Raw genomic sequence first — 22,379 nt, 5'->3', positions numbered from 1 at the left:
AATAACAACCAAAACAATAACTGAGGCTAATGATGTCAGAAGTGCAACGCCTGATTGTCAAAGAGGATGATCAAGAGTACGAAATCTATGTGGAATCAAAGACAGCCTCTGAGATTCCAGAAGAAGAGGAGCCAGGATACCGTAATGGTCTACCTACGCTTAATATCAGAGAATTCCAGGATAAAGTTCGTGGTTATGCCAAGTTAGCTGTGGGAGCCTTTAAGAATTTACCTGATGCTGAGGAGGTAACAGTTAAATTTGGCATCAAGCTGGGTGGTAAAACTGGCATTCCGTTTTTAACTGAGGGGTCAGCAGAGAGTAATTTTGAAATCGAGGTTAAGTATAACTTGGCGCAAAAGAAGCAATAAGCGGTAGTATCCCACGGTCGCCAACACCCTCAAGGGTGTTGGCGCGACTTCCAGTCGCTAGTAATTCTAAATTTCAACTGGCATAAGGATTTTACGTTGATTCTTCCGGTAAATAGTTGAAATTTATTCTAAAAAGAGAACCCAAAACAACCGTTTTTCCGATAAGTGCGGTCTCAAAACCTAGTGTTAGGTAGCCAAAAAACCTAAAAAATTTCTTGCAGCTAGTAGTGTTCGCTTTCCTCTACAATATGCGTTCCCTATGCCGTCATCAAAATTCTTAACTAAAACAACAGCCTCATTCCCAAAAAAACAGTACCAATTGAAGCATCAACAGTTATCTTTAATTGTAACGGGGCAGGTAAACAAACTCACTTATGAGCCGAATCATCGCAGTTTTTAATCAGGCGGGAGGTGTTGCCAAAACCACCCTTACCCAAAACCTGGGCTACCAAATAGCGCAATTGGGTCATCGTGTTCTGCTCATCGACATAGACCCCCAAGCCAGCTTAACTATTTTTATGGGCTTGGTTCCAAGAGACATAGAGCAAACTGTCAACAATGCCATTGTAGATGAACAACCCCTGCCAATACATGAGGGAATTCATGGTATGGATTTAGCCCCAGCTAACATTTCTCTCAGTACGGCAGAAATGCAATTGGTTAGTGCTTCCATGCGCGATTTCCGCCTGAAAGAAGCTATCGAACCAATCCAAGAGAATTACGATTTCATCCTCATAGATTGCCCTCCCAGCTTAGGGCTACTAAGTTACATCTCCCTTGTAGCTGCTACCCATGTTCTCGTTCCCCTAGAAACTCATTTCAAAGCCTTTGAGGGAACAGGCGAATTACTAAAAACGGTTGCTACAGTACGCAATAAACCAAACCGCAAACTGCAAATAGCCGGGTTTGTACCAACAAAATACGATGCCCGTAACTCCCAGGACACTCGTACCTTAGCAGCCATCACCGAACAACTAGCAAGCGCTGGAACAGTCTTTGCCCCGATTCCTCGCTCCACTGCTTTTGTTGATGCTTCAGAAGAACGAATGCCCCTGGCAGTTTACGATCCCAAGCACCCATCTGTCCAAATCTTGAAAAAAATAGCCGTTAGTTTAGAATCATTAAAATGAGACGCACTAAAGCAAGCCAACCTCTCAAAAGCAAAATTGATGTACCTTGGGACACTACAGGCGTTATTAATGCCGATTCTCAAGTGAGCATCCCATTAGACCAGATTTCTCTGCCGCCGAATCAACCACGCCGTTACTTTGATTCCGAGGCATTAAAGCAGTTAACTGAATCCATCAAACAGCATGGCATACTGCAACCAATTTTAGTACGCCCCCTTGATGGAGAAAAACACGAATTAGTCGCAGGAGAACGCCGCTATCGTGCTGCCCAAGAGCTTGGACTGAAAGTTGTCCCTGTTGTCATCCGAGAATTAGACGATAACGCAGCTTTTCAATTTGCACTTATAGAAAACTTACTGCGAGAAGACCTCAACCCAGTTGAAGAAACTGAAGGTATTCTGCAACTTCTGTCTCTCAAGCTAGGTCGAAGTGTTGAGGAGATACCGCCATTACTCTATCGTCTACAACGCCTACAGAACAAAGCATCTACAGTTACCCATAACGTTATGGGCGTTCCTGTTAGCGAAGGTGATGAACCTACCCATAACGTTATGGGCGGAGTTGAAACTGAGTCCACTAATAACGCTATCATCGACGATGAAGGTGATATTGAATTATCTACCCATAACGTTATGGGCGAAACCGAAACAGATAATTCCGGCCTCAACCAGGAGCAGCCATTAAACCCAGACCTAAAAATTGTTGAATCTGTGTTTGAAGGCTTAGGGTTAATGACCTGGGAATCTTTCGTTAAGAACCGTCTACCCTTGCTCAACCTCCCAGAAGATATCCTTGATGCGCTAAGGGAAGGCTCACTTGAGTACACCAAAGCCAAGGCCATCGCCCAGATTCAGAAATTAGATGAGCGCGTTGCATTTTTAGAACAAGCTCTTGCTAACAACTGGTCTTTAAGTGAAATCAGACAGCGCATTCTTGAGAAGAAAACCCCAGCCTCTACCGCAAACACCGAGTCGAACGATTATAGAGAGCGCTTTACTGCTGCGACTACCAAACTAAGAAAATCGCGTATTTGGTCAGACCCCAAGAAGCGCAAGCAAATAGAGAAACTACTTGCACAACTAGAGACGCTGACAAACGTTGAGTAAGCTCAAGTTGCCACTGCTCCCCGGTTCTCTCGAAATCATGACTTACGCAAGTTACGGCTAAAAAGTCAGGGAAGCCAAAGTGCCATAATAAAAAAACTAGAGAAAGTAAGATCCGTTTCTCTTTTTCTCCATTAACAAATAGGAGTAGTAAGATGGAAGCTCACAAAATAGAAGCTGTTTTAACGGAAGATGGAACTTTGATGTTACGGGGCTTACCTTTTCATGCGGGGGATGCTGTGGAGGTGATTATTCTGTCAGCTAAAACTCCACAAAATAAAGGAGCAGCACCTAGCCAACCAGAAACAAATATTTATCCACTGCGCGGTCAAGTAATCCGTTACGATGATCCAACAGAACCTGTTGCCTTGTCAGATTGGGAAGTTTTGCAATGATCGTACTTGATACCCATATCTGGGTTTGGTGGGTTGACGATAACTCCAAACTAACTACAAAGTATCGAGAGTGGATAGAAGAATATCAATCTCAGGGTTTGGGAGTAAGTATTGTTTCTTGTTGGGAAGTCGCCAAATTAGTCGAAAAAAAGCGACTGGTTTTTTCTTGTTCAGTTAATGAATGGTTGGAAACAGCTTTGGCTTATCCCGGAGTACAGCTATTAAATTTAACCCTGCCGATAGTGGTTGATTCAACTCAATTAAGCGGATTTCATAGCGACCCTTTTGACCAAATTATTGTAGCTACAGCCAGAAATTATGGGTGTCCTTTGTTAACTGTTGACGCGAAAATCCTTAACTATTCTGGCGTGGAAACGCTTTCATAACGTTCTGAGCAACTAGAATTGTGAAAACTGTTGTGGAAAACTGTTGACTACTGGGGTATGTTTGCGATAAACGAGAAAAAATATTAAGTTAAGGAAGAGTGCCAGTTAGTACAGTCGCTCCCACAAGTGTTCCTATGCTAGAGTCAGAAAAACTTATCCAGATAGTACAAGCTTGGTTAGGCTACATCAGGTTAGAAGAACTGACTCAAGCCGAGGTCGAGCGTTCTTCAGATATTTATTCAAAAGTAGTAGATAAGGGAGTGCAGCTTGTTGGCAACAAGTTACTGTTAGATAGCGAAGTATTTACGCAATTCCAGCAACAGCAACAAGCAGCTAAAAGAGGGAACAAAAATGATGTTCAGATGGCTGTTGCTTTCCCACAAATTTATATAATAAACGGCAAGGGCAAAGACCAAAAGCTGAAATACCTGCCTCTGTTCACAATTGATATTTCACCCATATTCAAAGGTAATTACCGCAAAACGGGCTGGGACTTGACCGAATACGAGTTTCAGCCTGTGGTTGTTAATTTGATGCGGCTGTACGGACTAGAGGAGGAGCAAACCGAATCACTGATTGTTGCGTCAGGAATTGGAAAATTTTTAGAAGACACATTTAAAGGAAGATTCCCAACGCTTCGAGACTTTCTTGAACTGGTAGATTTACCCGAAGGAAAGTACAAAACCTCTCGACAACCTTATTTGCTTCGCTGCGACTTTACGCCCTATAACGCCCTCCTGAAACTTGACCTGCAAGAAAACCTTAAGGAACTTCAACAACATGACTGTAATAGCGAATGGCTAACTGAAACTCACCCAGCGATGCAGTACCTCTGGGGTCAGCCACAATTACCCAGAGATGAGGTGATGTTCTGGGGTGCTTTCCCGGATCATGCACCTGATGAATTTCAAGCGTCTGTATTAAAACACGCTCAAGAGAACTTACTAACTGCTGTTTGTGGGCCACCCGGTACTGGAAAAACAGAAGTGTTTCTGCACCTCATAGCACAGCAAGTAGTGAATCGAGCGTTACGGCTTGTTCAGGGTCTTGATGATGTAAATAATTTAATATTCTTTGTCGGCGCTAATAACAGCACAGTTAAAAAATTCCAACAACGACTGGCTATAGATTCTCCTGCTCAACAGTTTTATCTTCCAGGCGGCAATCAAGCTAATATCCGTAAGGAAACCTTACCCAAACTGCAATCAACCCAAGATTGGCTGCGTAATGCTGAATTTAACCAATCTGCTTGGCAACAAGCCAAACTCGAATTACTGCAAGCAGAAAGTGAAATTCAACAACTGATAGAGCAAGACCGCTTGAATACTGCTCAAAAAGTTACTGATACCGAACGGCGATCGCAACTGGGTATAGAAATCCAATCTCTAAATAACGAGATTGCTGCTACTGATTCAGAGTTACAAGCCCTAACTGAACAGCTATCAAGTTTGTCTGATTATGCAAATTTTCCCCTTGATGCGTACCAGCAAATACGAGAAGCATTATCCCAGGCAGAACGAGAACTAGCAAAAGAGTCCGACTCCATCACAAAACGCGCCTTGGATTGGCTTAATGCTACTACCGATCAGCGAATTTTCCGGCGGTTGGCTTTGCGAATCAACGCTGCTGTTTTAAACACCTTGGCTTCCTCACATCCCTTTCAGATCCCCCTTGACCGCTTGAGTTTAACCGCAGCCCAGGCTTCTGTTAACCAAAAACTCGATTTTTCACAGCAATGGCAGAATATTAACCGGAAAGTCACTGAAATTCAAACCCAACTAACAGCTTTTAATAAGGAACTAGAACTAAAACAAGCTCAACAGCAACAAATTCAAAAACAACTTGATAGTTACCCCCAAGAGGATTTCTACAATCTTTTTTATCGTGACTACCACCAATTGCAGCTAGAACTATTTCAACGTGCCTGGACGTTTCTGTTGCAAGAAACTCTCCGACGCAAGGATAGCGTTATGAGGGGGTTAGAAACATACGGCAGTGTATTAGCGGGGGATGGAGAGGCATTGCTAAAACTGTCAACTGATAGTGATGCCATCTTAAGTCACTTGAGCTTGATTTTCCCTGTCATTACCTCCACCCTCCAATCAATGCGTAATATGTTGCCAATTCTTCAGCCTAATATCATCAAGCTGGCACTGGTGGATGAAGCGGGGACAACTCTTATACACCAATTATTTCCTTTGCTGGTGCGATCGCAACGGGCAGTAGTAGCAGGCGACCCCCAACAAATTGAGCCTATCGTTAACATGAGCGACGATACCATCAAGCAATATTTCAAAACTGCCTTTCTGGATTGGGGCATGAGGAATGAAGATTACTATCGCTATGCTCCCACCGCTAAATATACAGCTACCGCTTATCATCGTGCTGCTGGTGCTAGTGGCACAGAAGGCGACTTAGGCAATGGCATTATTCTGAGAAATCATTACCGTTGCACCCCGTCTATTATTCAGTTTTGCAGTCCCAACTATCCCGGTGGTCTGCAAATTCTTTCCGATGATCACCGGACGGCAACAGAACCGCCTCTCCTGGCTTACCATGTCGAGGGAAGCCACACCCATAACACTAATCCAGAAGAAATCAACGCTGTAGAAGCTGTAATTACATACTTGCTGAAGCAAGGTTACTCTATTAGCGCGGAGGATAACTCAAAGACAATTGGGGTGATGTCGCCGTTTTTGCAGCAAGCTAACGCGCTCAAGTATCGCCTCTCTAATCGGTGGCGAAACTTTTGTTGGGATGATATTGGCACAGTTCACAATTTTCAAGGTGGGGAGAAAGCGGCTATTATCTTTTCTGCTTACCAGTGTCACCAAGAGCATAGTTTTTGGTTCCTCAACCGCAAACCCAATTTGTTGAATACTGCCGTTAGTAGGGCAAAGGAATTGTTTATTTTGGTGGGCAATGTTAGGGAACTAGAATTAGCTGGAGGTGAAACCAAGCGGTTAGTTGAACACATTCGGCAACATGGAGAAATTCGCACTTAAAGGCGAAAATAGAAGGTTCGTGTAACCANNTGGTTACACGAACCTTCTATTTACGCCATTAGGAGGAGGGTAGATGATTTATGGTCTGTGAAAATCCTAATAAAGAAGTAGACATTATTTGGCTTTTGCCTTTCTAATCAAGCAACTTGGATAGGAATCAATTAACCAATTCTTGAAGCACTACACCATGCCAATTATCACTATTCGGGAAGAATCCACAACAGAAGGTGGATTTAATGCCATTCTCAGTTTTGATGGTAGAGGAGAGTATGGAGTAAAAATTACCGACCCTTTTACACCCAAGGTAGAAAAACAACTGGAGTGGTATTTTGAAGATTGGTTGATGTTTCCCTTGCTGGATACTGTGAAAGCAGAAGCAGCAGCAGCTAGTCTTAAAACTTATGGTGAACAGCTATTTGCACAAGTTTTTCGGGTTGATTTCAACGCTTACAGCGCCTATCAACAGCTGCGGGGTAATTTAAGTCAATTACAAGTTGAAATTGTTGGAAAAACATCAGAATTTCAAGCACTGCATTGGGAAGCGTTGCGTGACCCAGATTTACCCCGTCCCCTAGCTGTAGATTGTGTGATGGTGCGTAAGCGTAACCAACCAGCACCCATCTATGCGGATGTGCAAACTTCCCCAGTGATTAATTTGTTGGTAGTGGTGGCGCGTCCAGATGAAGAACAGGACGTAGGTTATCGGACAATTTCTCGCCCGTTGATGGAGTTGATTGAAAATAGCGACTTGCGGGTGAATGTAGAATTGCTGCGTCCGGGGACTTACCAAGCTTTATCCGATCATTTGGAAGCGAAAGGTGCGGGATATTACCATGTCATCCATTTAGATTGTCATGGGGCGCTGATGAGTTATGAACAGATACAACAACCCAGCAAACCCGGACGCTATTTATATAGAGGGCGTTATGGGCGGAATGATTGGCAGAAATTTGATGGTGTGAGGGCGTTTGTAGCCTTTGAGGGGGAGACTCAGGGAAAAGTTGATTTGGTAGAAGCCAAAGAGTTAGCAGATTTGCTGACAGGGAAGAGAATTCCCGTTTGTATTCTCAATGCTTGTCAGTCAGGGAAGCAGGTGAAGAACTTAACCGCCGACGAAGATTTGCGGGAAACCAGCTTGGGAAGTCGGTTAATGACGGCGGGAATGCAGATGGTAGTGGCGATGGGGTATTCTGTCACTGTGTCGGCGGCTAAGTTGATGATGGCACAGCTTTATCGTCATTTATTTGATAACAAACCCATCACTGAGGCGATTCGCTTGGGTAGGCGAGAATTATTTAATGATAAAGAACGCAAAGCTTATTTTAATAAGTCGATTGATTTAGAAGATTGGTTGCTACCTGTGGTGTATTGCAATAGGACAGTGAATTTTAATTTACGCCAGTTTACACCAGAGGAAGAAGAAAAATATTGGGAAACTTTTGGTAGTCAATACCGCTTCCCCTTGCCAGAATATGGTTTTGTCGGGCGGGATTTAGAGATTCTTAAAATTGAGAAAGCTGTACTCAGGCATAACATTTTACTGTTGCAGGGGATGGCGGGAACAGGCAAAACGACTCTGTTAAATTATCTGCGGGAATGGTGGCAACGGACAAATTTTGTGCAGAATGTCTTTTATTTTGGCTATGACGAAAAGGCGTGGACACTCACACAAATTTTGTTTGAAATTGGTAAGCAGGTATATGGCAGATTTGAACAAGCCCAGTTTCAAGCCATGAATCAGGCGGCGCAGGTACAAAAATTAGTAGCAAAACTGCGCGCTGAATCTTACGCTTTGGTTTTAGATAACTTAGAATCGGTGACAGGGCAACAACTGGCAATTCAAAATACTTTACCAGAGATAGAACGCCATCAAATCCGCGATTTTTTAGGGCGGTTGCAAGGTGGAAATACCAAAGTTATTTTAGGTTCCCTCAGTCGGGAAGATTGGTTGCAAGCTACCACATTTAAACAAAATATTTATGAGTTGCGAGGCTTAGATAAAGAAGCCCGGACGGAATTAGCAGAGAAAATTTTAGAACGGAATGTACCCCAAAACCGCATTGCTGGGATTCGCCAAGATGGGGATTTTCAAAAGTTGATGAGCTTGTTAGCAGGATATCCCTTAGCGATGCAAGTTATGTTAGCAAATTTGCAAAGGAAATCGCCACAGGAGATTTTGCAGGGGTGGCAAGCTGGTGATGTGGATTTAGATACGGGGAGTGAAGATAAGACTAAAAGTATTTTGCAGTGTGTAGAATATTCTCACAGTAATTTATCACCAGAGGCGCAAAAATTACTGTTGTGTTTGGCTCAGTTTAGTAAGTTTATTTCCGCTTCTCTTATTCCACAGTATATCGAGCGATTACAAAGTTTTGAGCCATTAAAAGATTATCCTTTTGATAAATTTACCGATGCAATTCAAGAGGCGATTATCTGGGGTTTGCTTTCACCAATGGATGAAGAGTCGCGCTTATTGACGATTCAACCTGTTTTTCCCTATTTCTTGAAGACTAAGTTAGAAACTCTCGATGAAGCAACTCGTGCAGCTTTGCGTGAGGGATTTAAAAACCACTATCATTTCTTGGCAGAAATCTATAAGCAGTTGATGGATTCTAAAGATGCTCAAGAACGACAATTTGGGATATTCTTGTGTAGGCAAGAATATGAAAATCTCTACAATGCGTTGCAGATTTGTTTAGAGAAGCAAGAAAGCATCAGCATATATTGGTGTTTAGATAACTACTTTGAGTTAATTAGTGATAACCAAAGTAACCTGAAGTTGGCAGAAGCAGTTTGTCAACGTTTAGAGAATTATCCTTCTGAATTTATCAAAGGTGAATTCGGTTATCAACTAGCATTGGCAATTTCCAGACTCGGTAACTGTCAACTGCAAGCCCACCAGTACCAACAAGCTAGAAAGTCTTATGAAAAGACTTTGGAAATTGATAATGCCTTAGAGAGTGAAGAAGAAAGACAAAAACAACTTTGGCAGGCTGTCGCCTACCGCCAGTTGGGAATAGTTGCCCTACAGTTGCGGGAATTTGAAGAAGCTAGGCGCAATTATCAAAAGGCTTTGGAGATTAACATCGAATATGGCGATCCCAACTCTTGTGCTAAGACCTACTACCTTTTGGGAAGGATTGCCCAAGAGTTGCTGGAATTTGAAGAGGCTAGGCGCAATTATCAAAAGGCTTTGGAGATTAACATCAAATATGGCGATCCCAACTCTTGTGCCAGCACCTACCACCAGTTGGGAATAGTTGCCCTACACTTGCGGGAATTTGAAGAAGCTAGGCGCAATTATCAAAAGGCTTTGGATATTTTTATCAAAGGCGATCCCAACTCTTGTGCCAGCACCTACCACGAGTTGGGAATGCTTGCCCTACAGTTGCGGGAATTTGAAGAGGCGAGGCGCAATTATCAACAGGCTTTGGAGATTAAAATCAAATATGGCGATCGCAACTCTTGTGCTAGCACCTACCACGAGTTGGGAAGGGTTGCCCAAGAATTGCGGGAATTTGAAGAAGCTAGGCGCAATTATCAACAGGCTTTGGATATTTTTATCAAAGGCGATCGCTATAATTGTGCCCGCAGCTATTTTCTACTTGGTACAGTTGCAGAAGAATTAGGGGAACTGGAGTCAGCGAAAGCGAATTATCTGCAAAATTTACAGATTACGGCTGAGTTTAATGATGAGTATGGTTTAGGAATTTCTCTGCGTAATCTTGCCCGTTTCTACCAAGTTACTCAGGATGAGAGTTTATTAGCAGCCGTGTCTGAGATTTTGAGGATGTCGGTGGAGGAAGTGAGGCAGAGTTTTGAGTCAAGTAATGGAGATGCGGGGTGATCAGATCCCCCCAACCCCCCTTTTTAAGCTATCCATTACCCGGATCTTTCTCAACACTTTTGTGAGCAATTGCTCCAATCCTTACTATGCTTGGATTTTTGAATTTGTAATTATCAATAAGCCTGTCAAAAAGGATTGTTACAGTTTGTGAACCCAGGCTTGAAAGCCTTATGGTGCAAACCTTTCAAATATTAAGAAAGATGTTTATAATGGATAGCTTAAAAAGGGGGGCTAAGAATGCTCTTTTACCCCCTTTTTAAGGTGGTCGCCGCTCTTAACCGGATTGATGGCTCGATTTTGCGATCGCATTTGTTATTTTCGTGATCGGGGGTAAATGAGCAATCGTACAGAAAGTTACGCTAAGGAATTGAGACTAACCCAACGCCATGAAAATACGTTGTTTTCAGCAAAGGCCACACCTCTATCCTTCATTCAAGACTAGCCAACTTGCTAACGTCTTTCCAGTTGGTGCAGAGTAGTATCAGTACTCTGCACCAATGAAATAAGGGTAATCAGCCGCTCTTCGGGTGAAGGGTAAAAAATCAGTGGCTAAGATGCTTGCTGGGCAAGCTTTTCAGCCTTAACGTACAATTTTCCCGTTTTGGCACGGTGATGCCCAATAGGCAGATCAGCACATTAGTTTGCTGGCGGGAGAGTGCCAGAGTTACCAGCAGGTGGTTCGGTGTAGTCGCAAAATATATTGAGTCCGATTTTAAGAATATACAAAACAACAACAGTAGCGATCGCTGGGTCAAGGGGTAAGCCATGCGCTGCTGCTACACCTACTAGGGAAACAATCACCCCTGTCAGCAAAGGTGTACTTCCCGGATTTTTAGTGTATTCTTTAAGTTGACCGCGAAAGCCATCATCACCGCAGAGTTCCTGGCGCAATACTTTCAGTGTTGTCTGCCAAAGTGATTTACCCTCTGGCATTACTATCACCCCATTTTTCTCTACCCACAGTTCATCAAAAGAAGTATCAAAATTACCGTTGTGTTTTTCTAAAATATTCAATGCGTGCTTTGCAGGGGTGTAATTTCCTAATAAATCCCGTGCCGCATTAATTTCATTAGTAGTTAATTGAGCATCCATAGTTATCCTCACTTTTCATTGGTTAAGAGTCAACACCTTCAGACAATTTAAAATCAAAAATCCAAAGCAGAGATAGCGTTTTGTTTCTGCTTCTCAGTTACCCCCAGATATCGCTCCAAAGCGGCCAAAGTCCTATGCCCTGATATCTCCTGTATATGCCTCAACGGTATCCCCGCATCACTCATCCTAGTTAACGCCGTCCTCCGAAAGCTGTGGGTACTCACCCCTTCAATCCCCAGCCGCACACAGGTATCTCTGAGGATTTTATCAGCACTGACCTTATGAATATGCCCCAACCCATGACGACCGGGAAACAAAAACTCCTTGCGACGGTTGGGGTTGTACTCTTCTAAATACTGCTTGAGCTTCGGATGCACTCGAATTTCCCTGGTGTCTCGCTTGCCTTTGGTGTTGACACTGCGTAACACCAACACGCCTCTAACACCGTTACTGCCAAACACATCTTTCACCGCCAAAGTACAAGCTTCGTTGATCCGGCAAGCAGCATAAAGGCACACGCCGAACAGAGCGCGATCGCGCGGGTTGACAAAGCCCTCGTTAAATAGGACATTGATTTGATCGGGTGTAAGGATTTCTGCCCTGCCGAATCGATTGATTTTCATAGGGTCTAGCTTACATGGTCTTTCTGCAATAACACAATGTAAACGGCTGGAAAGCCTAATTTTTCGTGAGCGATGACACCCGATTAACCCAGACTTATCAATCAGCACGACAGCACGACCGCTACAACCCGCATTATCTCGTTGGCTGATAAAACTTGCTTATCTAAGCAGCGCTATTACCACTTGCAGGTATGATCTGCACCAGTATGATTTGCTCATGTTGCGGCTTGCTCAACTGTCTATACTGCTTCTATACCCCTGGTTGATAAGGGAGTTGCTATCAAAACCGATATCAATTTTCTCTCCACCAGCGTCTACACGGCAGTCTAGAAGGAAACCAACTGGAAATAAAACTTACCTCATAGGTCGCACGCGGGACATTTCATGCTATTGTCTGACTTGTTTTATAGGAAATTTCATATAAAATGGACGATGACGAGGATATTATAGAAATTCCTTTACGACCTCTTGTTTGGATGGGAGACTCTCTCAAAAATATCCGCTCATTTCCAGAAGAGGTGCGTGCATCAGTAGGCTATGCACTGCAATTGGTGCAAGCAGGGGAAACACCAATGGATGCCAAGCCTTTTAAGGGGGTTGGGAGTGGGGTGTATGAAATCGTCAAACGCTACGATACCGATACTTACAGGGCCGTCTATGCGGTAAAGATTGGAGAAAAAATCTATGTCCTGCACGCTTTTCAAAAGAAATCAAAGCAGGGGATTAAAACTCCACAGGCTGATGTTGATCTAATTAAACAACGCTATAAGGACGCGGTAGCCAGGGAGAAACAACAATGACACAGGAACCAGTTTTTGAAGAAAGCAGTGGCAACGTATTCGCTGACCTCGGTTTAGAGGATGCGGATGAACTTTTTACGCGGGGCAAGATAGGGATTCAGGTACTGCGCCTTTTGAAACAACGCAACCTGAAACAGCGTGAAATTAGCGAACTTCTTGGCATTCCCCAGCCAGAAGTATCTCGTTTGATGAAAGGAGAGTTTCAACGGTTCAGCGAGGGCAAACTCCTCATTTTCCTCAAGCGACTCGATACGGAAATCACCTTACATCTTCGCCCTCGTCACGCGCCGGGCCAATCTGCTGAAACTGTGATATCGCTATAGGGCAGGATGGAAGCAGAAAATTTCTTAATTCTTACGGTACATAAAATGGCAATTTCCAATACCTAAACCATTATCCAGCACTGGGGGGACTGGATGATCGTTCTTTTGCTCATGACGCAAAAATCAAGCGTCTACACTCGTTTCTATACCTCTGTTTTATGGATCATTGCTATCAATGAGTGATATCAACTGTGGGCTACGTTCTAGAGGAAATTTGCACACTGGGTTAATGCGATCGCAACTGATGTCCAAATGGGAACTATAAGAATACATCACAATAGATTTGTTTACCCATGTCTGACGAACAAGAGCATAATTCCGCTTTTAACGCTGGGGCCAATATTAACGTTCAACACGCCCAATTACAGGATCTATCCTTAAGTGCGGCGCGTAGATTATATAAAGGTGGGATTCGACCTGGTGAACCGATAAGAACCAGGGTACAAGCCCAAGAAATGTTAGACAAGATCCCCCCATCTCAAAGAGCAGGCATTGATGGCAAGTTTGCTGATGTTAGTACCCAAAAATATTTATCAGATAAGCACGCTAGTCACATCAAACCTCACAGCAAGGGTGGTTCTAACAATCCCAACAATATCAAATGGGAAAATGCCAAAGATAACATTGCTCGTGGTGATAAAACCATGACTTGGCAGGAGAAAATGAGACTAGATGCAAAATGGCAGTTTGACAACCTGACAGGTGCTGTCAAAGCAGGTTTTCAAGCTGCACCTTTGGGGGCTGCTGTGGGTGCAGTGACAGCCGCACCTTTTTCGCTTCTAACTAATGCACTGCGTGTAGTCCGAGGTGAAATCTCTGCACAGGAAGCGACTACAGCAACATTAAAAGATACTGTTATGGGTGGTGCAGTTGGAGGCGCAACCGCATTTGCAACTACAGCAGTAGCAGCAGCTTGTCCACCAATAGCGATCGCTTTAACCGCAGCAGCACCAGTTTTAGCTGTTGTTGGAACTGCGGGGATGGTTTACGAGTTTTTCAAAATTCTCGACGACCATAGACAAGCGGTAAGAAACTATTATCAATCTTTAACTCAGCAGGAACTAGAGCATTTGCAAGCTATTGAGAACGAACTGATTTATGAACATCAGAAAAATCTAGAGTTTTTGGCTGAAACGGAAACAATTAATCAAGAAATTACAAATCGTCCAATTGCACCTGGGGTAGAAGGGGCTATGCAACGGTTACGTGAATCAGTCGCTATTGCTCAATCTTTAGGACTGACATCAGCAGATAGTAAGTTATTGCCTGATTCTCAAATACCTCATTTTTATCCAAAACAATAAAAATTAAATTTTAGAATATTCCATAGTTTTTTATGCTTCCTTTTCTGTTTGGCGCTCTTGGATTAGCTGTTGGAGCTGTTGTTGGTGCTTTGACTACTCACGCTGCTGGGGAAAGTGATAGACAAGCTGCCAAGCATCATAAGACTGTTGCAAATGAACTAGTTGAGAAATATGCAAACTTAAAGCAAAAATACTATGAACTAGCTGATAAAAGCAAAAAGCAGATTATTGGTTTAACTCGCCAGCACGCCTTAGATGAAGTAGAAAAAGACTGTTTGCGCTTGGCAGTTAGATTGCAGCAAAATCTGATTTATTTGATGTGGGATATTGATAGAGATCCAACAGAAGCTGCTTTAAAGAAATTTGTCAACGCAGTGGAACTTACAAATAACGTTCTTAACAAAATCAATGAACAGTTAATTTGTGTACCCAGTGACTATTATGCACGCAATTTTATTGCTGCTGTTCAACGCCAAATCATTTTAAAAACAGTAGATTTTTCAACTATATCAAATATAGGCTATGAGGAATTTACAAAAAAAACATTTTCAATGAACAACGAATTGATTGAAATCAATCAGGAGAAAATTTTCATGAAATTATATTCTCAAAATATGCATAGTCAAGAATTTCAGGAAACATATAACAGAATTCATGACACTGGTGACAGACTCTTAAGGTATCTAAAAGAAGTTCGTGCTGTCCGGAGTAAAGAAGGAGATAGTACCCAAGGATTACAAAGCGTTGAGGATAATATTACGAAAGCTTTAAAAGCCTTGGCAGAACAAAAATATCAGGTTGCTGTAATTGCAGCGATGAAAGCAGGTAAGAGTACTTTCTTAAATGCCATAATTGGTGCAGATGTGTTGGCAAGTGAAGCAGAAGCTTGCACAGTTTGTCGTACAGATATCCGTCCAATTGATGCGGGACAAATACCCAGACTCTTAGAATATCAAGCAGGTAAACGAGAACCCATAGTTTTAATAGAGGGTGAAGCAGGAGAAATTCGGCAAAGATTTTTAGAGCGTACCCATGAGATTCGATCTAAATCTAATCAAGATAATACTACACGCTTTGAATTAGAACTTCCCATTGAAGCCATTAGTAAAATGCCGTCGCTGGCAGGTTTCACATTAGTTGATACCCCTGGCCCTAATGAGTGGGATTCTGCCTCTTTTAATACCACTTCTTTAAAGCAGACTGCCTTAGAAGCTCTCCGAACCTGTGATGCTATATTATTCATTCTGGATTACACATCATTTAGGGATAACACGAACTCAGAATTGCTTCAAGATTTAATTGAACAGCGAAAGGAATTTTTAGCAGAGAATAGAGGTAAAATCTACTTTGTTCTTAACAAAGTAGATAGAAAAGCTGAGAGAGATAGACCTATCGCAGATGTTATAGAATCTTTAAGAAAAAATCTGGTTGAATTTGGCATTCCAGAACCAATTATTTATCCAGTCAGTGCATGGCAAGGTTTGTTATCTAAGCTTATTCAACAAGGCAAGGCAACTAGTAGCCATATCAAGGACTTTGAAGATTTTTTTAGTGCTAAATATGCAGAAAGAGATGAAAGAGGAAGGCGTATCATTCCATTACCAGAAGAAATTGCACCCCAAAGTTTAGATGATAGTGGTATTCCTGAACTTCAAGAAAGTGTAATTCAAACTATTACTCAAAATTCCGGATGGAATTTATTGAGTGATGTTTTGGATGAATTTAAAAAAGCAGCTAAAGCTATTGAGGAAATATTTATTACAGATATTGGAATTTGGAAGTTAGAATTTAAGGAACTGCAACAAAAGATAGAAGAGTATAAAAAATGTTCTGATTCAGCCCAAAAGCGGGTAGCAACCGTAAAAAAGTCTGTAGAAGAACAAAAGCAGATATTGATAACTAGGTTTAGCCAAGGGATTAATGAATTTGCAGATATCGCTAAAAAGCGTATAGCAACAGAAATTGATAAAGTGGCTGAGAATCAATCTAAAAAGTCTTCATCCCAGAAAACAAATCCAAATCTTGTCACATATATTCGAGATAAGGTTGGTTCTTTATTTGAATCTGCTTCTAGCTCAGATCCTTATAAAATTAAAGTTAAAAACAAAAACGATGCTGAGAAAATCGGTAAAATAATTAATGATTACTGCACTCCTGTGATACAAAGTTTTTGGTTAGATACTCAAGACAGTTTGGTGAGAGATGGAACAAAAATACGTGAAGATTTGCTTAAAAAAATTCAACAAGAAATCCAGATAATTTCTAATAATATTTCTGAGTATATTGGAAATGCTTTGCAGGTGGAAATTAGTAATAATCCAATTCAATTTCCTAAATTTGAATTTTTAGGGATTGATGCTAAAATTCAACATCAACAAGAAGTATTTACTAGAACAAAGAGAGAAAAAATAACAGAGAGTCACTGCTGTAAATCAGATAAAGTATATGAAGTAAATGTTCCGTATCAAGAAACAGTATCTTACTACGAAATTGATTTGCGACTGACTTGCCAAGGAATCCAACAAAAGATTAACTCACAAGTGGAGAGAAACTTCGAGTTACTTCAGCGTGTTATTGAAAAACAAGTATCGGAAGATTTTCGGAAAGGGGAAAAACAAATCAATGACTACATCAATAGATTTCAGGCTGAATTTGATTATTTGCTGGAAGAACGAGCAATAAGGGAAGTGGAAGCTCCTGAGATTATTGCTAACCTTGAGAACCAAAGAATCAAAGTGAGTGAATATATCAATGAATTAATATTTATTCGAGAAACGCTTAATAGTTGGAAACCAATGCCTATCGACCGATAGTTATAGCGATTAAAGAGAAAATTAAATAGCTGTTTATCGGCTGATTTCTTATTGGTGTCTCTGCCGTGGCTGTCTGCGTTGCCGTAGCCATGCCGTAGGCTACGACCTATACAGCGTAGGAATTGCCGTGATTGTGCCGTATGCCGTAGACAAACTCATTAAACAGTCGCTTCAATTCTTCTGAACTGAACCGTTGACTTTTTACCTTAAAGTTAGGCTGTATCTCAATAATGACTGCCGATTAAAAGCGATCGCTCTCCCTGGATGCGCCAGCAATTGCTACCACCAACCACGATTGAGATAACACCCGCTAGTTGTCTGGGTTTAGACGAGAGTAACTTACGGGCTAACTAAGACTGATCTGTGTGAGCGGATCAACATCAACGGCAGTCAAATCAATCAATGGGCAACGATGCTTAATCTTGAAGAAAGATGAATACCTGTTTGAGTTGACTGGGTGGAAGAAACCCCTGAACGCTCGGCGATACTTCCCGGTACTGGAGAACGAGCAGAAACTTGGGGCAAAAAGTAGTCAGTAGTCCCGCTTGCCCTAGCGTCAGTCAACTAAACAGAGGTACGGCTGCTGACTTGCTGGACAAGCCAGAATAAGTTACGGGTTTTTACCGAGGAATCTCCAATTATAAGAAATTAAATTGTACACAAGGCTGTTTATTAGGTAAAAACGCTTGCGTAAAATTATTGTACTTGTAGTAGCATTTGTTGCTTATTTCAACTTGATTATGACCCCAACTGCTGCTGCTGGATTGTTAGTTGGAGAACACAAGGTAGCAACTGTTTCTTTCCCTCAAACTTATTTACTTGCCAAAACCCATAGTTCAACAAAGAGTAGTACCCATAACAGTAGCAGTCACCACAAAAGTAGTTCTCCTTCCAAATCCAGCAGTCATAGCTCTAAGCACTCAAGCACCAGTTCAGGTAATTGCGATTATCCTGAGCAGTTGGACTCTGCTGGTCGTCGCTGTGGCAACAGAGCAGCAAGTGTACGTGCAGGGGGACGTTTAGGCGGTAGTCAGTGATAGCTTTTATTTCACTACTGCGGCACGGTTGCTAATATGAGACAATTCGCGATCGCACCCTCAGCTTTCCTGAGATGGGGCGGTAGTCGGCAGGGGGTAAAGCAATTGATGCGTTTATTAAGAAATTGTCGAGCCAAAACCCCCACTAACTTAAATCACCACTAGTTCTAAACTTCTTACACAACTTCCATGATTGTAGGCAAATTGTATGATTCAACAGGATAGTTGGTGATGAACAGTTCCTTGCCTTTGCCCGCCTTCTGCTGTTTGTAGTTGTTCATCCCGTATTGCAACTCCCATTCATAAATGTAGGCAAAAGAAAAGTGATGCCGCACTTGTTCACAGTTATCGTAAGTGATCAACCATTTGTGTGAACACTCCGACATCAGTTTGGCAAAGCGAGAATGGTCAAAACAGGTATGCAAATCACCTTTCTTACCATAAAGCTTAGATTTAGTCTTGCTGAGATAAGGTGGATCTAGAAAGATAAATACATCTTCTCCCGGTTCGGTAAGTAGGGTGCTGTAGTCGAAGTTACTCACACGGGTATTAACAAAGCAACCATTCAAAGCCGCTAGTCGCTCAATCGAAGAGTCTGTAAACCGACCTTTGAAGGAAGCACTACTATAACCGCCACTCTCAATGGTTCCCGAAAAGCTGATCCGGTTAAGAACAAAAAACCGCACACCCCGCTCTAGTGGACTCATGGTACTCGTATCTGCGACGGCGAGAGATTTAAACAAGGCGCGTCCATCTGTGTAAGAGCGTTTTACTTTCCAGACCTCCTCAACTAGCTCTCTTTGATTGGTTTTGACTTGATGCCAGAAGTAGTAGAGTTCTTGGTTGAAATCATTGACCCAGCAAGGCATACTGGGGTACTTCTGTAAAACATGAAAAAATACAGAACCTCCACCAACGAAAGGTTCACGGAATTCCTTAAATGTAGGAGGTAGATAGCGTGCAATCTGAGGAATTGCCTTTTGCTTACCGCCAGGATAGCGTAATGGACTTTTAAACATAAGGAATTATCGTAGCAGTAAGCGGATTTTTTAGTGCTGTAGTATCAAATTTTAAACCAGGAGATTTTTTCAGTTGCCCTGATGCGTTATGTAAGCGCATAGAAATTTCCCATCCGTTGTCAAAACTCAAAAAAACATACTGTTTGCTGACCGTTGCGATAACGTTAGTAGGCATCTGGATTGCAGCAAAATGTTGAATACTCAGGGTTTGCGTGTGAGTATTAACAATAATTTTGTAGTAATTTACATCACCAACAAGGTATTCAAATAAGTTGGTGCTACAAGCGTCAGCATGATTATTGATAAATTGGCTAACCAAATTACAGACTGGAGTATATAAATGCTGTTCCTTCAAACCAGGCGGTAGTTGTCTAAAGAGCGTCGCCTGCCCAACATGTTGCCTGAACTGCTGTGTAATTGCTAGGTATTCTTGTTTAAACTGCTGTATCTGTGCGCTATTTTTAGAGTAACCGCAGTGAACTGGAGTTGTCCCAGGACGTTGAGATCTGAGTGCGGCATGGTTATGTTTGAGTGACAGATTAACTGACTGTGCAGGTAAAATTAAACAAATGTCAGTAACATTTTTATTATTCTGATCTGGTAATCGATCTATCATGATTGATGGTTGCTCGGACAACTGAAATTGAGGATTCAACCACAGTAGCAGCAGCGCATTAGCCGCTAGTCTCAATTCATTTAGGAGTAATGATTTTAATTTTGTTAACTTGCTGACATCTCTAAGTTGAGCATTGTTAGCTCTAACTGTTAGGCTGACCCCTGGATGAGTTGTAATTATTACTTCCGTTATCAGGTACTCTAATACACGACCATGCACATTTGAAAGGTGTGTCATATTTGTGGAACATTATGTTTTTCCACAGAGTAACCGATGATCTGTCAAAGTAATGTGATTTGAAAGCATCGTAAAATTATGCAAAAGCAGACGCAGAAATTATGTAAGTTTTATTACTTTCCCTGCTGGGCTTCTGCGTGATACAGCCTGTTTATGGTTGCAGAACGCCCTCATGTTTGCAGGTATGCTCCTCAGCAAGCGCATAAATTTACGCATCAAAATCAATTGGCTGACCGTTAAAATGCTTGTGAATGCTTTCGGGAGTCAACCAACCAGGTATTGTCACCTTTTTATCTACTTCTGCATCACCCTCTGAATTATTTAAACCGTTAATCGTTGCCACCTTTAAAGGTGTCTTACCGTCTGCTGTTTTGCGGTCAATTTGAATAGTGCCTCTAGCTCTACCTTTAGCAGTTCCATCACTGCCACCAACGGCGGTATTAGTGAAGAAATGGGCAATACAAACTAATCTTTCCTCAGCTTTTCTAGGGTCACTAAGAGATGCTTTAACAAACTTTTTAGCAGGTTCCTTGGTGATGTCTGACTCAGAATAGTTAGTGAATTCATCAACTAGTAACTGTTGCGGTTGCTTGGATGGTTGATTATTGATTCTATCTAACCAGCGCTCACGGGCATCATCAAAAGCAAGTCCAATCTCTTCTTCTGTTTGCGCTATCAACTGAGGGCTTAAATATTTCCATGCGTTTCTTAAATTTTCTCCTGCGTGTGCGTCTATCAGCTGATACAAGGGCATATCAAACAGATTTTCTCTAAGCATGACAATCGAAGCTGCTAGAGTTGATTTACCGCTTCCGGCTTCTCCTAGCACCCAAACGGGCTTTTGATTGTCGATAATCTTCCACAACCAGCCATCCTCATGAGCTTTGAGCGCTTCTATCAGTTGGTTTGCTCGTTGTTGATCAACTGATTGCTGATTGTCACTGTCTGCGATCGCGCTCTTGGTTTTACCCTCAATCTTGCCGCGTTCCTGGTCAGCTTTCGCCCTGTCTCGCAAATTCTCCGCAATAGTTTTATCCATCACAGAATGATTAACAGCACGGGCTTTCATAAAATCCTCTAGCTGAATCCGAGCCTTGGCGCGTTCGTTTTCCTCATCTGTCAGTCCTAGCGTTTTGCGTTCTTCTGTGTCCAGTCCTGACAGCCCATCTTTCAACCGTTCAGTATAAAGCTGGGTCGAATGTTGCTTAACTTCACGTTTGTGCTTGTTTTGCTGCCAAGTTGCATAGTCGCCAGTCTTTTCGAGTTCGCCCAGTTCATAATCCGTGCGCTTGAGGCGTTGCGAACGCACGAGCAAGCAACCCACGACACCCCATAGCCCAATAACTGCAATCCCATATCCTAACAACTGATTAGGGTTGTCTGTGGGCAAATCACGCACCCATTGAATAGCATCGCCCTTGTAGGGAATGATGCTGCCATACAGTCCGTAGCGCTGCCATTCTTCAGTCAGGACAAAACGCGGCTGGTTGCAAAAACGCTTATCCAAAGCTATTTGGCTGTGTACGCCGTTTGCTGATCTTGGGCAGAACTGAATCTGTGTCAAATCGTAGGGCTGGCGTGTTTGCGATGTTGCCAGCCCGATGATTGCAGCTACACCACACACACCAGCCAGGGCTAACTCGAAAACACCTTGTTTCATCCCCGCCCCTTAAAAATAATTGCAATAGAACCAATAAATAAAGCCAACGCGACTGCAATACTTACCCAAGGGTCTGATTGCGGATTCTGTTTTTCAATAGTTTGAATATCTTGGCTAATCTGCGTGACTGTTTCTTTAGTCAAATTCTCAAAATATTGATGGTCTTTGACTGCTAACCAAGTTGTGATACCTGCAAACACCAAGCCCCCAGCAGTTTTTAAAACATTTTGCATATTATCTACCTCTAGTCCGTCACTGTTGTAATTAACTCTCAAGCCCGTTAGCCCCGCGAGAGAGCCAACGCTGCATATAGAAAACGAGAGTGAAATTGCCAACCAGAGATTAACGCCACCGCCAGTTATTAAGAGATATTTAGCTATAAAGAATCCCGTAGAATTTAGCGACCAACCGACAAAGAATCTCGTCAATTTTTCAGTTGTATTGATAACGTCTTTGCGGTGCTGCTTGCGCGATTCCAGGTGTTCTATCAAGTCTTTTGGTAACGGCGTATCTGGGGCGATTTCGCTTACTACTGACTCTTGTTCGTCCTCAATGTCGTATGTCATATCTGTATCAGATTATTTCTCGAACCCGTCAGCGCTCGGCTAAAGTTACTGACGG

Annotated in this window: 18 protein-coding genes; 12 read left to right on the top strand and 6 right to left on the bottom strand. The window is 42.3% G+C overall.

The window, feature by feature from the left end; genetic code table 11:
• The first annotated feature begins 29 nt into the window (after nucleotides 1-29).
• The 7 genes from A4S05_RS22210 to A4S05_RS22180 all read left to right on the top strand — a co-directional run bounded on the left by A4S05_RS22210 (nucleotide 30) and on the right by A4S05_RS22180 (nucleotide 10,234).
• Entirely contained in the window at nucleotides 30-368 is a 339-nt protein-coding gene (locus tag A4S05_RS22210) for a CU044_2847 family protein (RefSeq protein ID WP_256091082.1), read from the top strand.
• Nucleotides 369-742: 374 nt separating this feature from the next.
• Entirely contained in the window at nucleotides 743-1,498 is a 756-nt protein-coding gene (locus tag A4S05_RS22205) for a ParA family protein (RefSeq protein WP_069071963.1), read from the top strand.
• On the top strand, nucleotides 1,495-2,604 hold the full coding sequence (locus A4S05_RS22200) for a ParB/RepB/Spo0J family partition protein (RefSeq protein ID WP_069071962.1): 1,110 nt from the start codon (nucleotides 1,495-1,497) through the stop codon (nucleotides 2,602-2,604). Before A4S05_RS22205 ends, A4S05_RS22200 begins: the two co-directional genes overlap by 4 nt.
• A gap of 152 nt (nucleotides 2,605-2,756) precedes the next feature.
• Entirely contained in the window at nucleotides 2,757-2,996 is a 240-nt protein-coding gene (locus tag A4S05_RS22195) for a hypothetical protein (protein ID WP_069071961.1), read from the top strand.
• On the top strand, nucleotides 2,993-3,382 hold the full coding sequence (locus A4S05_RS22190) for a type II toxin-antitoxin system VapC family toxin (RefSeq protein ID WP_069071960.1): 390 nt from the start codon (nucleotides 2,993-2,995) through the stop codon (nucleotides 3,380-3,382). Before A4S05_RS22195 ends, A4S05_RS22190 begins: the two co-directional genes overlap by 4 nt.
• Nucleotides 3,383-3,480: 98 nt before the next feature.
• Nucleotides 3,481-6,387 carry a DEAD/DEAH box helicase gene (locus A4S05_RS22185; RefSeq protein WP_256091081.1) on the top strand — a complete coding sequence of 969 codons (2,907 nt, stop codon included), beginning with the start codon at nucleotides 3,481-3,483 and terminating at the stop codon, nucleotides 6,385-6,387.
• A 187-nt stretch (nucleotides 6,388-6,574) separates the two neighbouring features.
• On the top strand, nucleotides 6,575-10,234 hold the full coding sequence (locus A4S05_RS22180; RefSeq protein WP_069071959.1) for a tetratricopeptide repeat protein: 3,660 nt from the start codon (nucleotides 6,575-6,577) through the stop codon (nucleotides 10,232-10,234).
• A 636-nt stretch (nucleotides 10,235-10,870) separates the two neighbouring features.
• Here the strand turns inward: A4S05_RS22180 and A4S05_RS22175 are convergent.
• Both A4S05_RS22175 and A4S05_RS22170 read right to left on the bottom strand, forming a co-directional pair.
• Nucleotides 10,871-11,326, bottom strand: coding sequence for a hypothetical protein (locus A4S05_RS22175; RefSeq protein WP_069071958.1), 456 nt, complete (start codon nucleotides 11,324-11,326; stop codon nucleotides 10,871-10,873).
• 53 nt (nucleotides 11,327-11,379) lie between these two features.
• Nucleotides 11,380-11,949 carry a tyrosine-type recombinase/integrase gene (locus tag A4S05_RS22170; protein WP_069071957.1) on the bottom strand — a complete coding sequence of 190 codons (570 nt, stop codon included), beginning with the start codon at nucleotides 11,947-11,949 and terminating at the stop codon, nucleotides 11,380-11,382.
• Between the two features lie 425 nt (nucleotides 11,950-12,374).
• Here A4S05_RS22170 and A4S05_RS22165 point away from each other — a divergent pair, with 425 nt between their 5' ends.
• The 5 genes from A4S05_RS22165 to A4S05_RS22145 all read left to right on the top strand — a co-directional run bounded on the left by A4S05_RS22165 (nucleotide 12,375) and on the right by A4S05_RS22145 (nucleotide 18,226).
• Entirely contained in the window at nucleotides 12,375-12,749 is a 375-nt protein-coding gene (locus tag A4S05_RS22165) for a type II toxin-antitoxin system RelE/ParE family toxin (protein WP_069071956.1), read from the top strand.
• On the top strand, nucleotides 12,746-13,072 hold the full coding sequence (locus tag A4S05_RS22160; RefSeq protein WP_069071955.1) for a helix-turn-helix domain-containing protein: 327 nt from the start codon (nucleotides 12,746-12,748) through the stop codon (nucleotides 13,070-13,072). Before A4S05_RS22165 ends, A4S05_RS22160 begins: the two co-directional genes overlap by 4 nt.
• Before the next feature lie 293 nt (nucleotides 13,073-13,365).
• On the top strand, nucleotides 13,366-14,376 hold the full coding sequence (locus tag A4S05_RS22155) for a hypothetical protein (protein WP_069071954.1): 1,011 nt from the start codon (nucleotides 13,366-13,368) through the stop codon (nucleotides 14,374-14,376).
• A gap of 32 nt (nucleotides 14,377-14,408) precedes the next feature.
• The gene (locus tag A4S05_RS22150) at nucleotides 14,409-17,189 is read left to right on the top strand and encodes a dynamin family protein (protein ID WP_084227210.1); all 2,781 of its coding nucleotides are present in this window, start codon (nucleotides 14,409-14,411) and stop codon (nucleotides 17,187-17,189) included.
• A 686-nt stretch (nucleotides 17,190-17,875) separates the two neighbouring features.
• Complete coding sequence (locus A4S05_RS22145; RefSeq protein WP_069071953.1) at nucleotides 17,876-18,226, top strand: hypothetical protein; 351 nt, start codon at nucleotides 17,876-17,878, stop codon at nucleotides 18,224-18,226.
• Between the two features lie 176 nt (nucleotides 18,227-18,402).
• Here A4S05_RS22145 and A4S05_RS22140 read toward each other — a convergent pair whose 3' ends face one another.
• From A4S05_RS22140 to A4S05_RS22125, 4 genes are all read right to left on the bottom strand, one after another.
• Entirely contained in the window at nucleotides 18,403-19,245 is an 843-nt protein-coding gene (locus A4S05_RS22140; protein ID WP_069071952.1) for a DNA adenine methylase, read from the bottom strand.
• Nucleotides 19,238-20,098 carry a HaeIII family restriction endonuclease gene (locus tag A4S05_RS22135; RefSeq protein ID WP_069071951.1) on the bottom strand — a complete coding sequence of 287 codons (861 nt, stop codon included), beginning with the start codon at nucleotides 20,096-20,098 and terminating at the stop codon, nucleotides 19,238-19,240. Before A4S05_RS22135 ends, A4S05_RS22140 begins: the two co-directional genes overlap by 8 nt.
• A gap of 208 nt (nucleotides 20,099-20,306) precedes the next feature.
• Nucleotides 20,307-21,758, bottom strand: coding sequence for a hypothetical protein (locus tag A4S05_RS22130; RefSeq protein ID WP_069071950.1), 1,452 nt, complete (start codon nucleotides 21,756-21,758; stop codon nucleotides 20,307-20,309).
• Nucleotides 21,755-22,324, bottom strand: a complete 570-nt coding sequence (locus A4S05_RS22125) for a hypothetical protein (RefSeq protein ID WP_069071949.1) — start codon at nucleotides 22,322-22,324, stop codon at nucleotides 21,755-21,757. Before A4S05_RS22125 ends, A4S05_RS22130 begins: the two co-directional genes overlap by 4 nt.
• Between the last annotated feature and the right edge of the window lie 55 nt (nucleotides 22,325-22,379).

This window comes from Nostoc sp. KVJ20, from assembly GCF_001712795.1.
Lineage (GTDB): Bacteria > Cyanobacteriota > Cyanobacteriia > Cyanobacteriales > Nostocaceae > Nostoc.
Note: the sequence above shows the minus strand (reverse complement) of the source record. Positions and strands in the feature narration are given on the sequence as shown.

What these genes read in the sequence shown, in the direction of transcription:
- A4S05_RS22210 (WP_256091082.1), top strand. Translation starts at nt 30, where the DNA reads ATGATGTCAGAAGTGCAACGCCTGATTGTCAAAGAGGATGATCAAGAG.
- A4S05_RS22205 (WP_069071963.1), top strand. Translation starts at nt 743, where the DNA reads ATGAGCCGAATCATCGCAGTTTTTAATCAGGCGGGAGGTGTTGCCAAA.
- A4S05_RS22200 (WP_069071962.1), top strand. Translation starts at nt 1,495, where the DNA reads ATGAGACGCACTAAAGCAAGCCAACCTCTCAAAAGCAAAATTGATGTA.
- A4S05_RS22195 (WP_069071961.1), top strand. Translation starts at nt 2,757, where the DNA reads ATGGAAGCTCACAAAATAGAAGCTGTTTTAACGGAAGATGGAACTTTG.
- A4S05_RS22190 (WP_069071960.1), top strand. Translation starts at nt 2,993, where the DNA reads ATGATCGTACTTGATACCCATATCTGGGTTTGGTGGGTTGACGATAAC.
- A4S05_RS22180 (WP_069071959.1), top strand. Translation starts at nt 6,575, where the DNA reads ATGCCAATTATCACTATTCGGGAAGAATCCACAACAGAAGGTGGATTT.
- A4S05_RS22175 (WP_069071958.1), bottom strand. Translation starts at nt 11,326, where the DNA reads ATGGATGCTCAATTAACTACTAATGAAATTAATGCGGCACGGGATTTA.
- A4S05_RS22170 (WP_069071957.1), bottom strand. Translation starts at nt 11,949, where the DNA reads ATGAAAATCAATCGATTCGGCAGGGCAGAAATCCTTACACCCGATCAA.
- A4S05_RS22165 (WP_069071956.1), top strand. Translation starts at nt 12,375, where the DNA reads ATGGACGATGACGAGGATATTATAGAAATTCCTTTACGACCTCTTGTT.
- A4S05_RS22160 (WP_069071955.1), top strand. Translation starts at nt 12,746, where the DNA reads ATGACACAGGAACCAGTTTTTGAAGAAAGCAGTGGCAACGTATTCGCT.
- A4S05_RS22155 (WP_069071954.1), top strand. Translation starts at nt 13,366, where the DNA reads ATGTCTGACGAACAAGAGCATAATTCCGCTTTTAACGCTGGGGCCAAT.
- A4S05_RS22150 (WP_084227210.1), top strand. Translation starts at nt 14,409, where the DNA reads ATGCTTCCTTTTCTGTTTGGCGCTCTTGGATTAGCTGTTGGAGCTGTT.
- A4S05_RS22140 (WP_069071952.1), bottom strand. Translation starts at nt 19,245, where the DNA reads ATGTTTAAAAGTCCATTACGCTATCCTGGCGGTAAGCAAAAGGCAATT.
- A4S05_RS22135 (WP_069071951.1), bottom strand. Translation starts at nt 20,098, where the DNA reads ATGACACACCTTTCAAATGTGCATGGTCGTGTATTAGAGTACCTGATA.
- A4S05_RS22130 (WP_069071950.1), bottom strand. Translation starts at nt 21,758, where the DNA reads ATGAAACAAGGTGTTTTCGAGTTAGCCCTGGCTGGTGTGTGTGGTGTA.
- A4S05_RS22125 (WP_069071949.1), bottom strand. Translation starts at nt 22,324, where the DNA reads ATGACATACGACATTGAGGACGAACAAGAGTCAGTAGTAAGCGAAATC.